Genomic DNA, 14698 nt, shown 5'->3' on the forward strand with positions numbered 1-14698 from the left:
CTATTACACATTATTTAGAACTTTTAACAGAAAATATATACGAAATATTATTAACTGAGATGGAATATTATGAAAACTTATCCTATAAGGTTTATAAAGATGAATATGTCTCCTCTCTCCTTAATGAAAATGAAAAGATAGCTTTAAATAAAGAGGCTACTCTAGAAGATAAATCAAAATATGAAAAAAATAAAAAAATAATAAATGATATGCTTTTTAATTTAACCTTAGATCATGAATATATAAGTAATGTTCAAATTATAACGCCCTATGACCAATATACTCAAATTAGTCAAGACGGAAGAAAGAAAGGTGCAATAATTTCAAGTTTAAATATCTTTAGAAATTTACCTGAATATACTGAGGCTATAAATAATAATGGTTATCCTCTTTGGTTTGATCAACCTCAAGGTCAAACTATTTTCCTAAATCAAAACAATAATAGTCAAATTATTTTTAATCATATTAGTATGTCTAGATCTTTAATAGATTTTAACACAGGTAAAACCTTAGGTGTTATACATATGAATATAGATTTAAGATTTTTAATAAACATAAAAGGGATTAAATTTGATAATAAAGGTAATATTTTATTTATGTCAAAGGCTGGAGCATTGATGTCTCTTAATGAAAACGTTAAAGTCCCTGCAATTTCACAAGAATCTGCAATTATAGATAAAATATACTCTACTTCTTCTGGCTCTTTAACAGAAGATATAAATGGTAAGCCTTATTTAATCTACTTTAAACAGTTACCTAATTCCCCATATTATCTTATTTATATAATAGATAAATTATCTATTTTTAGTAGCAGTAAAACTATATTTAAATTAAACTTTAATGTTTTACTTATATGTACTTTTCTAGCTCTTATACTAGCTTATATAGTTACTTTAAGTATTATTATTCCTTTAAATAAGCTAAAGAAAAACATGGACAAGGCTGCTAGAAAAAACTTAAATGTATTTTATGAGGATAATTCAAATGATGAAATAAGTAATTTAGGTAATGATTTTAATAATATGATCGGTGATATTGAATCATTAATTGATAATTTATATAAAGCTGAAATTAATGAAAAAACCTTAAATTTTAGAAAGAAAAATGCTGAGTTAAATGCCTTACAAATGCAAATTAATCCTCATTTTTTATATAACACCTTAGATTTAATTAGATGGGAATCAATGTATGAAGTAAATGGTGAAAGTAAAGTAAGTAAGATGATAGAAGATTTTTCTAAGCTGCTTAGATTAAGTGTAAAAAAGGGAAATGACCTTGTCCCTATAGCCGAAGAAATTAATCATATTCAAGCTTATTTAAAGGTTATAAATTATAAATATACTAATAAAATACTACTAAAAACTAACTTTAATTTTGATATTTCACTATACAAAATTTCAAAATTAACCTTTCAACCTTTAGTAGAAAATTCAATTATACATGGTTTTGTAAACAATCCATTAGATAAAGCTATAGAAATTAACGGTTCAATCATTAATGATAAAATAGTAATCACTATTAAAGATAATGGTATAGGTATGGAGGAACATAAATTAAATGAAGTTAAAAACAATTTAAATAATAAAACTATCATTACTAATAAAATAGGTATTTGTAATGTTAACGAAAGAATTAAGCTTTATTCAAGTGACAAGTTTGGTTTAAGTATCTATAGTAAATATGGTGAAGGGACAATTATAACTATTACCTTCCCTACTACTATTGATATTAACTCAGTATCTAAGGAGGGTCTATATGTATAAATTGTTAATTGTAGATGATGAAGAAATTGTAGTAAATGGTTTAAAACGATTTGTTAATTGGGAAGCTCTTGGTTATGAAGTTGCAACTAGTTGTACTTCTGTTGATGAAGCTGAAAAAATATTAAAGGAAAGTAATATAGATGTTGTGCTAACTGATATAAATATGCCTATTAAATCTGGTTTTGATTTACTTCAAATTTTATGTACAAACTTTCCTTCTGTAAAATCTATAATCTTAAGTGGCTATGAAGATTTTTCTTACGCTAAAAAGGCTCTTAAATTTGGTTGTTTTGATTACCTAACAAAGCCTGTTAATTTTAGTGAATTAACTGAAATGTTTGAAAAATTAAGACAAGTTCTTGATTCAGAAAAAAATAGTGAAACTCCCAATATGGATTATATTAAGATAAAACAAAATATATTGTTAAATAACATATTATGCGGTTCTATGAAGCCTACTGCTTTAGAAAATTTTAATAATATAAAACTAATAAATGAACCTTATTTTATTATAAGATTAAATATTAATTATAATATTAACCAATATAATGATTTTGTTAGTATTAAAAACATTATTTATTGTAATTTGAATCAAATATTAAATAAATTTAGTAACTTTTATTATATTGTTGAAAATATAAAGGATTTATCTGTAATCGTTTATCCAAAAAGTAAGCATTTAAATTTATATAATGAACTATTTGAGTTATGCAAAAGTGTTTTAAATTCAACATTTACTAAAGTTAATATAGGTATAAGTAATACAGATAGCGATATTAATAATATTTCGTCAATATACGAAAATAGCGGAGTTGCACTTCAACAAAGCATTAATAAAAATGAAATTTCAGTCTTAAACTATAATGATTTAAAGGATTTAAAGGATACATTTCTTCCATTAAGTTCTGAAGAAAAGCAAGAATTTATCGAATATTTATCTACTCTTAATACAGATGGTTTTATTGCTTATTCAAAAAAATTATTAGATAAAACTTCCACTAATTTAATTCTAGGAAATAATGAACTTTATTCTCTTGCTATCGAACTGATTGTAATTACTTGTAATTATATTTCTAACTTTAGTTTCGAAAAAAAATTTGAGTTTCAAATAGAAAACTTTACAAAGGAATTGCTAAAAAATAGAACTAAAAAAAGTATAATAGATTTTACTTTAAATACCCTTTATAACTTCTCTAATAAGCTAAATGACATTATTGCTTCTTGTAGTAATAATATTATAGATAGTGCTATTTTATTTATAAATCAAAATTATTGGAAGGATATTAGTTTAAATACCTTATCAGATGTACTATATATTCATCCTATTTACTTAAGTAGACTCTTTAAAGAAAAAACTGGTCAAAATTATATTAAATATTTAACAGATGTTAGGATAGAAAAAGCTAAAGATTTATTAAAGGACAGAAATTTAAAGATTTATTCCATTACAGAACTAGTGGGATATGAAAGCCCTAAATATTTTAGTAAGGTTTTTAAAGAAACCGTAGGACTAACTCCTAAGGAATATAGAGATAGCTTAAATTAAATAAAAGTGGTAGGCTATCTTAATTTCTCTAATGAGAAATCACCATATCCTACCACTCTATTTTAAAAGGGAAAATACTTTATTAAATTTTAATTACCAAGTTAAAGTATTTTGTGTAACTATATCTTTATATCTTATATAAGAAATTAATTTACAGTCTTCTGAAAAATTATTAAGGAAATATAATATTTCTTCTTCAAGCTCCTCAATGAAATCAATATTTCCAGTTAAATATTCTTCTAATCTATACCTTGTTGAATCTAATCTAGCTTTAATTCCTCCAAGCCTTATATCAATTACTTCAAAGCCTTGACCCTTACATTCTCTGTACCATAGCTTTCTATAGCTATTATGGAAATCATCTAATCTTCTTATCAATTCTTTTAAAATGTAATCTTGTATATTTTTAAGTTCTGCCTTGTCTTTATTTAAGTAAGCTTTTCTTAAGTTAATTCCTATTTCTGATTTTAACTCTAAGAAGCTACTTAGCTTTGAAAAGGTTAAATACATTTCTTTATATTCTTCTGTTTTTTCAGATATCTTTTCATATTCTTTTGCTAATTTATTATAATGTGAATTTAACTCTAATCCTTCAATATGCTTATCAAAGGCACCTAGTAATATATCTTGATAAGTTAAATATTTTGATGGATTTGCTTCCTTTAAATTAGGATATTTAACTGTTGGAACTAAATCTAGCTTCTCTAATGCAAAGAAATCTTCCATTGATAAACCTGTCAAAAACTCACATCTTCTATTTAACCAATCATCATCCACTTCTTCATAGTAGCTATGTTCTGCAAAAAGCATTAATCCTAATAAAGATACATTTAAAGGAGCTTCTGAGCCATCATCTCCCCATAAAGTTACAAGTACTTCATTTATTTTTTTAGCCTTGCATAGCTTTAAAGCAGCATTAGTTGTTGAAAAGGTTTTTGAATAAGTAGGCGCATACCCAAGCCATCTCCAAGATCCACCTGCAAATACTATTTTGTTATTAAATCCTTCTCTAATTTGTAATAACTTTTTATAAACCTCTTCATCGGAATTATAGTAATCCCAGTAAACTAAGCTTACTTCCTTAGGAATATTACTTGTAATTTCTTCTGTTATAACCGTATCTAAATCATAATAATTTCCATTTGGTGCTCCAGCTCTAAAAAACATATCATCCCACATCATTGGTTTAAAATTATATTTCTTACAAATTTCATTTACAATATTTAAATGCTCAATCATTAACTCATGGTGTGATTTATACCCATTTTTACTAATAGATTCACCTCTTCCTAAATCAAAGGCTTCATCCATACCAATATGAATATTATTACTTCTAAATACTCCTCTAAGAGTTGAAATCATTGCTTCAATAAATTTATATGTCTTTTCTTCACCAACTAGAAGCACATCTGCTGTATCTCTAAAATCCCTTGCATATTCATACTTTAAAGTTTGCTTTAAATGTGCAAGCGTTTGAATACAAGGAATTACTTCAATACCTAGTAAATAAGCATAATCATCGATTTCTTTCAATTCAGCCTTAGTATATTTACCCCTTAGATATCCAAAATATTCATATCCATCAATTTCATAGGTATCTTCAGTATATAACATAAATCTTGAATGCCCCATCAAAGCAACTTTTACTAATAACTTTTTGATTTCTTCTACTTTATATACTGCATTTCTTGAAACATCAATCATTGTTCCAACTGATTGTATTAAAGCTTTTTCATTAAGCTCAAAGTTTTCTTTTCCTTCATTTATAAACTGAGCATACAAACTTAAAGCTCTAAATAAATGATTTCTATTTTTATATTTTATATAATTTTCTCTGCCATGCATTATTTCAATATCATTAACATCATTTTCTTCAAGAACAAAAAATTCTATTGGTTCATTTTCATATAGAAAGTCTACATTGATTATTTTATTTACATCCTTTAGGACACTTTTTATTTCTTCATTTAATCCCTTATAATTCATTATTTCCTCCTTAAAAAGCAAAATTTATTTATTTAAATTGTTACTTTTTTAATCTTTCTTTTATAAACTCATCAATGTTAACAATTACATTATTAATTCTAGAATGTTCAGCAGCAAAAGCCATTACGTGACTTTCTACACTTTTACTCGCTGTAGTTTTTATATCTAAATCCTTATCTAAAATCCCTTTGAAAAATGCCTCTGTTAATTTAGTGTCACCACCATTATGTCCACCTTCTACCTTAATAGGATGTATGGTTGTCATTTCTCTTTTACCAAACCTTCTTATCTTTATAGTATTTTTTTCATCATTTCCTCCAACCTCACCTTTTGTAAACATAAGCTTTATTGTTCTGTTACAATCTAAAGTAAAAGCTGATAAATTGAAAGTTGCTGTTACACCGTTTTCATATTCTATTATAGTTGTCATATGATCTACTACATTATTGTCACATTTATAAACGCACTTTCCGTAATCGCCATACCTTAATGCATTCATAATATTTTCCTTGGTCGGATTTGGATCTAAGTAATTTACCATAATTGGCGCTTCTCCTAAATATAGTTTAACCGCTGAATAAGGACAAGACTCTTCAATACTACAATCTAAACATCGCTCACTCATTGTATTTTTATCATAATGCTTATTACATAACTTACTTAAGCTTCCAAAAGCGGCAATTTTCTTACATTCAGAAGAAGTTAACCATGTTAATATGTCCATATCATGACAGCTTTTAGATAAAATTAATGGTGAAGTTTTATCTGAATTTTTCCAGTTACCTCTTGTAAAGCTATGTGCATAATGCCAGTATCCTATATTTTCATTATGTTGAATACTTACTAAATCCCCAAGTTCTTTACTTTCAATAATTCTTTTTATTTCTTCAAAAAAAGGTGTATACCTTAATACGTGTGCTATCATTAACAATTGATTAGGATATTTTTTTGATAGTTCTCCAATCTGAATACATTCATCTAAATTATTGGTCATTGGTTTTTCTAAAAGTACATGATATCCTTTTTCTAAAGCCAATTTACAAGGTAAATAGTGATCTTCATCATTATTTGCAATTATCATCGCATCTCCAAGTCTTTCTTTATCTTCGATCTCTTTCCAGCTACAAAATATGTTTTCTTTTGGAATATTAAAAGCCTCTGCAATCATTTTTCTTTTTTCTTCATTGGGTTCTGCTACAGCTACTACCTTTGCAACTTCTGGATTATTAAGTATATATTTTGAATATACATCCTTTCCACGAGCTCCAGCACCTACTAATACCACATTGATTTTACTCATAAAATCTCCCCTCTTTTAATAGTTAAATTATATATTTTTATTATATAACTTTAAAAATTAATATATTAGTATCATTTTCAACTTTTTATACTAATTTATTAAGGTGTTTAAAACCCTATAATTGTAGTAATTTTAATAAAATATTATACTCATTTTAGTTTGGATGGATGATTTTTTATGAATAAACTCTATAGTGTTAAGAAATATCAATTTTAATATTTTCAATGCTAAGATTATCCTTATCCATATAATGCTATCATATATCACTACAATAATTTTCATGCTTAAATGAATTATTACGATTTTCCCACATACCGGACACAAATTTATTTCCTCAGAATTTAGATTATATATGCAGATTGTAACATAAGCCAATGACACTTTTAATATCATTGGCTTAATATAAATCTTTTATAAACTTCTATTTATTTTGATTCTTCATATATACGGTTCAAATTACAATAAGTAAAAAAACTAGTTTTCAATTTAGTGCTAAGATAAATCAGTTCAATTTATTATTGCAATTTAGAAACTACTTTTATTAATAAGGAATAATAGGTATATAAAGATCAGCAACAAGTTTACCTTGATTGTAATAATAATATTCAATATCATCAATGTTTCGATGTTTATATTTTGATTCACTAAGCCATACTGAATATATATAATCCCAAGTTTTTTGTACACTTTCTGTTATTGGTCCTATGACTCTAAAAACTGCATAAAGTGATGGTTCTAATCTATATATCACCATATCCTCTGGAACATATTCTATAGAATTAACTTCATGACCTATCATATAATCAAATGCATCTTCTTCAGAAAATATACAAATTCCCATGATTTCATCAGCAGACTTATTATTTATTATCTTTTCACTTTCTTTCTCATTATTCCACTTTTGCCACAATAATGGTATGTCTTGCAAATTGCTTCCATCTGCCTTTACCTTCCACTTCTTTCCTACTACATATCTTTCAGAAAGATTACGATACAAAGGAGTTAATCCTTCTGTAGTTAATCTTAATTGATACATCATATAATCGACATTAATTGGTTCTCTTATAAAATAAAGCAAATTATCTCGTCTTACCTCTGATGGATTTCTTCCATAAACTTTTTCAAAAGCCCTACTAAATGCCTCTCTTGATTCGTAGCCATATTTTATACCTATTTCCACAATAGACTTATTTGTATATACCAATTCTTTTGCAGCTTCTGTAAATCTTCTCTTTCTAACGTAATTCTTTATTGAATCTCCCACTATACCTTTAAAAATACGGTGAAAATGATAAAGAGAATACCCTGCTTCCTTTGCAATTGCAGATAAATTAATATCTTCATGCAAATTATTTTCAATGTAAATCAATGCTTTCTCAATGGAATTTAAATAACTCATATCTCTCACCTTATTTTAAACTATTAATAACCTTATCCAAATCCTCAGGTACTTTTATTTTATCATTGGTTTGAACATAATTATATAATTCACTAAAGTTATTATCAACATTCATAACAAGTCTGGATAAATCATCCATTACCTCATAGTCTTTCTGTGTCCATTCTTCTATTGGCATACTTTTATAACCTTCCCACATATCCCATGGCTGCATTGCAAATTTTAATAGTGAATTAGCATCTAATATTAAATTACATCTTAAATAATCATATCCCCACCATTTAAAAATCCCAAACAACTCCGGTTCAATTAAGCCTTCTCGGCACATCATCCAAGCTCTTGGTCCTGTTATAAAATACTCTTCGCTTAAATCCATAGGGTCAAAAGTCACTTTTAATTTTTCTATCTGGATGTCATCTAGTTGAGCGTCTACCATTACCCACCTTTTCTTATCTTCATTCCAATATTCAATAACCCAATGATCAATATATTTGCCTTTTTCTAAATAACTTGCAAAGCCACACCTTGCTCTAGCTGGAATACCAGCCTCCCTACAAAGAGCAACCGCTACTACAGTAAAATCACGACATATTCCTATCATTTTACTTTCATTTTGCTTTTTATCAGATATATGAGTATATCCAATATTTCTTAAAAAAGTCAGTTTATCTTCAAATCTTCGTACGAATGGTTCTTCCTTTCTTTTATCGCTAAGTTTTAATCCATAAAACTCACTCCAATGCTGATGGAGTAATATATTTTGTACATAAGATACAATAGTTTTTATGTCCTCCGGTATATTGGTAACCATACTTTCCTTAGTTTTTATTTCTGTCATAATATCATGCTCTTGATAAAATCTAAGATTACTTTTCATTATAATTATCACTCCTATCATTTTAATAGATCAGAATAGTTTTAAGACTCTTTCTCTTCTACTTTAATGCAATTATACTATTCTTATAATTATATTGAGTGATATTTTGTGCTTTTTTAATAATAAAAAATTACTATTATTATGAAACTGCTAAATTAATTTTTTTAGATTTATAGAAGGTTATCATACTATTATCTATAACTTTTTCATGATATTTTGTAATACTAAATTAGCTAACGAACTCTATTTATTCCTCCAATCCGAATAAATAGAGTTCTGTTTAAACAAAATTAACTATTAACATTTCTCTTAAAAGTATAATATGTTCCTCCAAAGTAACATATATAAATTCCAATCATTAAAACAATTCCAGTAACTATACTTAAAATAAATGTAATATCACCAATATAGATGCTAATTATATCTTTATAAATCAGATAATAGTTATATATAAAAATTACAACTCCAATCATGGCTATAGCAATAGGGATTATAAAATACAATGAAATTTGCTTTAATATAATCTTACTTATTTCCTTATCTTCAACACCTAATCTTTTTAGCACACTAAATCTATCTTTATGCTCAATAGAATCAACAAGCTGACTAAGTGATAAAACAGTTAAGCTTATCATAAGTAGTACTACACCTAAATATATTCCAAGAATTCTCATAGCTAAAGTCATATTTAAGATATTATTAGTTTCTGATGATTTTATTCTTACTCTAACTACACTAGATGATATATCATATTTTTCACTATATTTTTTAACGAATTCATCATTGCTTTTTCTAAACCACTCATTAACATACTTATATTGAAAATCATCAGCCTCTTCATAACTCATCTTATTATTAATATTAGCTACAAAATTTTTTTCTGCAAAAGTAAGCTTATTGCATACTTTATCTGGTAAAATTATAATATAGTTTGCATAAAATCCATAAAGACCTTCTCCAATAGATTCTTTATAGTATGAATTTTTACTAAGATTTAATTCTTCTCCGTTAATATTCAAGTTAGAATATCCTTTAATATAATTACTTATTTCTTCATCATTGACTACACTATGCCATTGAGTTGTAAACTCATTATCCTTAAGCTCTATTTCATCATACCCTAGCATGCTTCTTAATTTATTAAAATCACTTAATCTTAAAGCTATAGTTGAAACACCATTTTTATCCTTGTTATAAAAATCATCTTTATTTATAAGGTACTTTTCTACCTCACAATAACTATTTGCATCATAACCCTTGGCATTTAAATAATCTATAATCTCACTGTAATCTAATTGAGGTACATCTTTAATATCAGTTATATTATTTTCCGTTAAAAATCCACTGCTATAATTATTTCTTATTTCTACATCATAAGGAACTCTCATATCTAAATATCCTAGCGCCCACTGGGCCATTACAAGTGTAATTATAAAACTTATCATTGCTCCTAAAAATGTCATTGCTATGGTAGCCATTAGTATTGGAGCTGACTTTATTTTAGATACTAATGTTCCTATTAAAAATAAATTTGTTCCTTCATACTTGAAATTAATATACTTATTTTTTATGTGTATGATTATATAAGCAATCGAATAAAATAATGCGTAAGTTCCTATTATAAAAGCAAAAAGTGATATAGCTATAAACATTAAAGATTTTATACTATAATCAATTTTTGTATTTATTAATTTAAAGGTACAATAACCACATATGATATATAAAACCATTGATAATGCAAATATTACACTATAAACTTTTCCACTTCTTTTAAATTGAAACTCCACTTTCTTATGTGAATTTAACATATCTATAAGTTTTATTTTCCTTAAAACTATAATGTTATATAATCCTATTATACAAAACATAGATATAAAGAATATAAATGTAATCCCCACTGTATCCATATATAACCTAAAGTTAAATACAACTTCTTGCTTTGCACTCATCAAAACTATGGCTGTAATTACTTGAGAAAATAAAGTTCCTACAAATATTCCTGATATTATAGCTAAAATTCCAATTACAAGTGTTTCAATAAAAAACATCAATGCCACATTTTTTTGTTCCATCCCATGTAGTATATATATTGCAAATTCTCTTTGACGTCTTCTTATCATATATTTATTTACATAAGCTATTAGTACAATAAGCATTGCTGTAATTATATAAGTTGAATACTTTAATATTAATTTTAAATTTTGAAAGTTATAAGATTCTTCTGTAATTAGTTCATAACTTGAACTTGAAAGTGATGTAATAGCATAAAATAAGCTTACGCATATTGTTATTGTAATAAAATAAATTAAATAATCTTTAATAGATTTTTTTGCATTACTTTTGGCTAATTTAACGTACATCTCTTACATCACCACCTAATAATGCTACTACATCTAATATTTTATTAAAAAACTGTCTACGTGTATCCTCACCTTTCACTAATTCTGTAAATATCTTACCATCCTTAATAAATAATATCCTGTCACAATAACTAGCTGTAAATGAATCATGAGTTACCATTAATATTGTTGCACCTAAATCTTTATTTAAATTTGACATCATCTCTATTAACATTTGAGCTGATTTAGAATCAAGAGCTCCTGTTGGCTCATCAGCTAATATAAGTTTAGGATTAGTTACTAATGCTCTTGCACAAGCAGTTCTTTGTTTTTGTCCTCCAGATACTTCATAAGGATATTTTTCAAATAAATCTTCTATTCCAATTTTTCTTGCCACATCTAATACTTTATTATCTATTTCACTTTTTTTAGTTTTGTTTATAGTAAGTGCTAAAGCTATGTTTTCATGAATAGTTAATGTATCTAACAAATTGAAATCTTGAAATATAAATCCCAAGTTTTCCTTTCTAAACTTTGCTATGTTCTTTTGATTTATTTCAGTTAAATCTTTTCCATCCAAATAAATATTACCAGAACTAACATCATCAATTGTTGCTATCATATTTAATAATGTAGTCTTTCCTGATCCAGAGGGTCCCATAACACCTACAAATTCACTTTTATATACGTCAAAACTTACATCATCAACAGCTTTAACTATACTTCCTTTGTTTCCATAATATTTTTCAACGTTTTTTAAACTTAATATTTTCTCCATTCATCTCACCTCAATAGGATTGTACAATATTTAAACCCTATCTAATTAGATTTAATATTACTTTAATGTTACAATGTTGTCACCTTATATAAGTCTATTTCATAATAAAGTTTCCTTTTGGAAATACGATTATTACCTTTGTATATAAGTTTTCTTTTGATTCTATATCTATTGTTAATCCTAATTTTTCACATAACTTTTTACATAAATATAATCCTATTCCTGTAGATTTGTTATTTAACCTACCTTTGCTACCTGTAAAACCTTTTTCAAATACTCTATTTAATTCAGATTGAGATATCCCGAGTCCATTATCTTCTATTATAAGTTGAATTCCATTTTTAATATCCTCAGTATATATTTTCACCTTTGGATTTTCTGGATTTCTATACTTACTAGCGTTAACTACAATTTGATTTAAAATAAACTCAAGCCATTTGCTATCACAATATACATTTTTATCTACATTTTCTATTTCAACATCTATGTTATTCAAAATAAATATTTGTTTATTTTTTATTATTACTTTATTTATGCAATTTTCTAATGACATTTCTTTTATTAAGTAATCTTTTTCTACTTCTTCACTTCTTGCATAAAATAAAGCTTGCTCCACATATCTATCTAAAGTCTCAAGTTCCTGTAGCACAAGCCTTGATATGTTTGTCTTATTGTTTTCTTCTATAAGCTTAATAGATGCTATTGGAGTTTTAACTTCATGTATCCATTGTTCAATATATTCTTTGTATTCCTTTCTTTCATTTTTAATAGAATTTATTTCTTCTCTCATTGACTTACTAGACTTTTTTAGTAAGTAATAATAAGGTTCTGCCTCTAAATATACTGGCTTATCAATTACCTCGCTAACTAAGTACTTTTTATCCAAATTATCTATACTCTTTGAAAGCTCACTAAAAAATGCTTTTCTATTTTTATATTGAAAGAATAAGTAAGCTACTAATACTATGATCCATGTAACTGATATTATCTTTAAAGTATCTAAAGTATTTCCTACACTAAAAAGAAAAACTAATAAAGTTATCAAGGCAATTGAGTTTAAAAATATTACTGAAAATCTACTTTTTAAGAAATCACCTAAACTCATACTAAATACCCTTGTCCTCTTTTAGTTTTTATATAATCTTTTAATCCAAGCTCTTCAAATTTACTTCTTATCCTACCAATATTGACTGTAAGAGTATTATCATTTACAAACATTGAACTATCCCAAAGATATTCCATAATATCTACTCTAGATACTATCTTCCCCCTATTATTTAATAAGTAATGTAATATCTTAAGCTCATTTTTAGTGAGCTCAACAACTTTACCATCATATTCTACGGTACTTGATAAAATATTTATCTTAGCTCCATTATGTTCAATAATATCTGTAGTTCCATCGCTAGGATAAGCTCTTTTAATAAGAGAATTTATCCTAGCTAAAAGAATTTGAGTATTATAAGGCTTAGTTATAAAATCATCTCCACCTAATGTGATACCCATTAATTCATCTATATTAGTGTCCCTGCTTGTTATAAATATAATTGGAACTCTTGAAAAACTTCTTATTTCAGTACAAATTTTAAACCCATCACTTCCAGGCAAATTTATATCTAACAATACAAGACTTGGATTACTTTCTTTTACTAAAGAAGGAATATTGCAAAACTCCCTTGGTTTAGTAATGGAATATCCATTACTAACTAACAAATTTCCTATTCCATTTTGTAGCTGCTCATTATCATCAATTATCATTATTGTGTACATATTTAACAAATCCTTACTCTAAATTATTCTCAGTATTTATTATACTAGCATTAAGTAGTTATAAATAATAAATTTTTCCTTAAAAGTTAAATTTGGCTTTGATTTACTATAGGGTATTTTAGGTTATAAAAATAGCCTTAGGCAAGAGAAATAAATGCCTGACGCTATGGAGTTTATTTATTTGTGATATATTTTCCGTATCAGCAGAAAGTCATTTATTATTCTACACTAAACTCTCTATATCTTAATTGCAGTCATACATGTTGATAAAGTAATTTATATTATATCTTGTAAAACTTCTATATTCTCTACTTCCTTCAAAACATGTATCTCCATCCTATCTCTTACTTTTAATTTTAATGAATTTTTAACATCATCAATGAAGATTACTCCTCTTCTATGCATATCTTTTATTTTGCTTCTTGAAAGTGCAAGTTTATCACTTAATATCTTATCAATTCTCATTTCTATTGGATACTTACAAACAATTTCAATAACTAGTTCATTTTCTTTTATATAATCTACTTCAAATTTTCTTTGGGTTAATTTGTAGCTTACATCTTCAAAACTACTTCGGCTTTGTTTTTATTATATACACTTAAATTAAAGCTATATTCTTTAACTAATCCTTTATCATTTGAAAGAAATTTTTCATATTCATATTTATTAATGTAACTAGGATTTATTCTTTCATATATTGTCATATTCTAAGTAGATTTACATTTTTCACACTGATAAATTAGCCAAATATCAATATTATTTTTATTTGCATTTACTCTAAATTTTTCACTATTTATATAATGTGATTTTTGATTACATTTAGGACAATTCCTTTTAACTATTGGTAAATTCTCAGTAACTAGTTCCCATTGATATTTTTTTAAATAACTCATTTTGCTCCTCCTAGTCATTCAATCTTTAGGATTTGCAAAGGCTATTT

At 26.1% G+C, this 14698-nt stretch carries 11 protein-coding genes and 1 pseudogene; 2 read left to right on the plus strand and 10 right to left on the minus strand.

What is annotated here, in order from left to right; genetic code table 11:
- Positions 1 to 1763, plus strand: a 1763-nt coding sequence (locus tag J7M87_RS04225) for a sensor histidine kinase (protein ID WP_291648980.1), incomplete at its 5' end; no start/stop codon positions are given.
- Positions 1756 to 3309 carry a response regulator gene (locus tag J7M87_RS04230; RefSeq protein WP_291648981.1) on the plus strand — a complete coding sequence of 518 codons (1554 nt, stop codon included), beginning with the start codon at positions 1756 to 1758 and terminating at the stop codon, positions 3307 to 3309. The genes J7M87_RS04225 and J7M87_RS04230, both read left to right, overlap by 8 nt.
- Before the next feature lie 93 nt (positions 3310 to 3402).
- Here the strand turns inward: J7M87_RS04230 and J7M87_RS04235 are convergent, their stop codons facing one another.
- The 10 genes and pseudogenes from J7M87_RS04235 to J7M87_RS04280 form a co-directional block, all read right to left on the minus strand.
- Positions 3403 to 5295 carry a beta-N-acetylhexosaminidase gene (locus tag J7M87_RS04235; RefSeq protein ID WP_291648983.1) on the minus strand — a complete coding sequence of 631 codons (1893 nt, stop codon included), beginning with the start codon at positions 5293 to 5295 and terminating at the stop codon, positions 3403 to 3405.
- A 40-nt stretch (positions 5296 to 5335) separates the two neighbouring features.
- Positions 5336 to 6595, minus strand: a complete 1260-nt coding sequence (locus tag J7M87_RS04240) for a Gfo/Idh/MocA family oxidoreductase (RefSeq protein WP_291648985.1) — start codon at positions 6593 to 6595, stop codon at positions 5336 to 5338.
- A gap of 541 nt (positions 6596 to 7136) precedes the next feature.
- The gene (locus tag J7M87_RS04245) at positions 7137 to 7994 is read right to left on the minus strand and encodes an AraC family transcriptional regulator (protein WP_291648987.1); all 858 of its coding nucleotides are present in this window, start codon (positions 7992 to 7994) and stop codon (positions 7137 to 7139) included.
- Positions 7995 to 8004: 10 nt separating this feature from the next.
- A complete protein-coding gene (locus J7M87_RS04250) occupies positions 8005 to 8871 on the minus strand; it encodes a transglutaminase-like domain-containing protein (RefSeq protein ID WP_291648989.1) in 867 nt (288 codons plus the stop codon).
- 290 nt (positions 8872 to 9161) lie between these two features.
- A complete protein-coding gene (locus J7M87_RS04255) occupies positions 9162 to 11231 on the minus strand; it encodes an ABC transporter permease (RefSeq protein WP_291648990.1) in 2070 nt (689 codons plus the stop codon).
- A complete protein-coding gene (locus J7M87_RS04260; protein ID WP_291648993.1) occupies positions 11221 to 11988 on the minus strand; it encodes an ABC transporter ATP-binding protein in 768 nt (255 codons plus the stop codon). Before J7M87_RS04260 ends, J7M87_RS04255 begins: the two co-directional genes overlap by 11 nt.
- Before the next feature lie 94 nt (positions 11989 to 12082).
- On the minus strand, positions 12083 to 13093 hold the full coding sequence (locus tag J7M87_RS04265; protein WP_291648995.1) for a sensor histidine kinase: 1011 nt from the start codon (positions 13091 to 13093) through the stop codon (positions 12083 to 12085).
- Complete coding sequence (locus J7M87_RS04270; protein WP_291648997.1) at positions 13090 to 13758, minus strand: response regulator transcription factor; 669 nt, start codon at positions 13756 to 13758, stop codon at positions 13090 to 13092. Before J7M87_RS04270 ends, J7M87_RS04265 begins: the two co-directional genes overlap by 4 nt.
- 276 nt (positions 13759 to 14034) lie before the next feature.
- A complete protein-coding gene (locus tag J7M87_RS04275) occupies positions 14035 to 14274 on the minus strand; it encodes a DUF1062 domain-containing protein (protein ID WP_291649031.1) in 240 nt (79 codons plus the stop codon).
- Positions 14275 to 14312: 38 nt separating this feature from the next.
- Positions 14313 to 14669 (minus strand): annotated as a pseudogene (locus tag J7M87_RS04280) (DUF1062 domain-containing protein).
- Positions 14670 to 14698: the final 29 nt, after the last annotated feature.

It is taken from the genome of Clostridium sp., assembly GCF_017888565.1.
Lineage (GTDB): Bacteria > Bacillota > Clostridia > Clostridiales > Clostridiaceae > Clostridium.

Excerpts from the sequence above, each read along its gene's own strand:
- J7M87_RS04230 (WP_291648981.1), top strand. The coding sequence starts at position 1,756 with ATGTATAAATTGTTAATTGTAGATGATGAAGAAATTGTAGTAAATGGT.
- J7M87_RS04235 (WP_291648983.1), bottom strand. The coding sequence starts at position 5,295 with ATGAATTATAAGGGATTAAATGAAGAAATAAAAAGTGTCCTAAAGGAT.
- J7M87_RS04240 (WP_291648985.1), bottom strand. The coding sequence starts at position 6,595 with ATGAGTAAAATCAATGTGGTATTAGTAGGTGCTGGAGCTCGTGGAAAG.
- J7M87_RS04245 (WP_291648987.1), bottom strand. The coding sequence starts at position 7,994 with ATGAGTTATTTAAATTCCATTGAGAAAGCATTGATTTACATTGAAAAT.
- J7M87_RS04250 (WP_291648989.1), bottom strand. The coding sequence starts at position 8,871 with ATGAAAAGTAATCTTAGATTTTATCAAGAGCATGATATTATGACAGAA.
- J7M87_RS04255 (WP_291648990.1), bottom strand. The coding sequence starts at position 11,231 with ATGTACGTTAAATTAGCCAAAAGTAATGCAAAAAAATCTATTAAAGAT.
- J7M87_RS04260 (WP_291648993.1), bottom strand. The coding sequence starts at position 11,988 with ATGGAGAAAATATTAAGTTTAAAAAACGTTGAAAAATATTATGGAAAC.
- J7M87_RS04265 (WP_291648995.1), bottom strand. The coding sequence starts at position 13,093 with ATGAGTTTAGGTGATTTCTTAAAAAGTAGATTTTCAGTAATATTTTTA.
- J7M87_RS04270 (WP_291648997.1), bottom strand. The coding sequence starts at position 13,758 with ATGTACACAATAATGATAATTGATGATAATGAGCAGCTACAAAATGGA.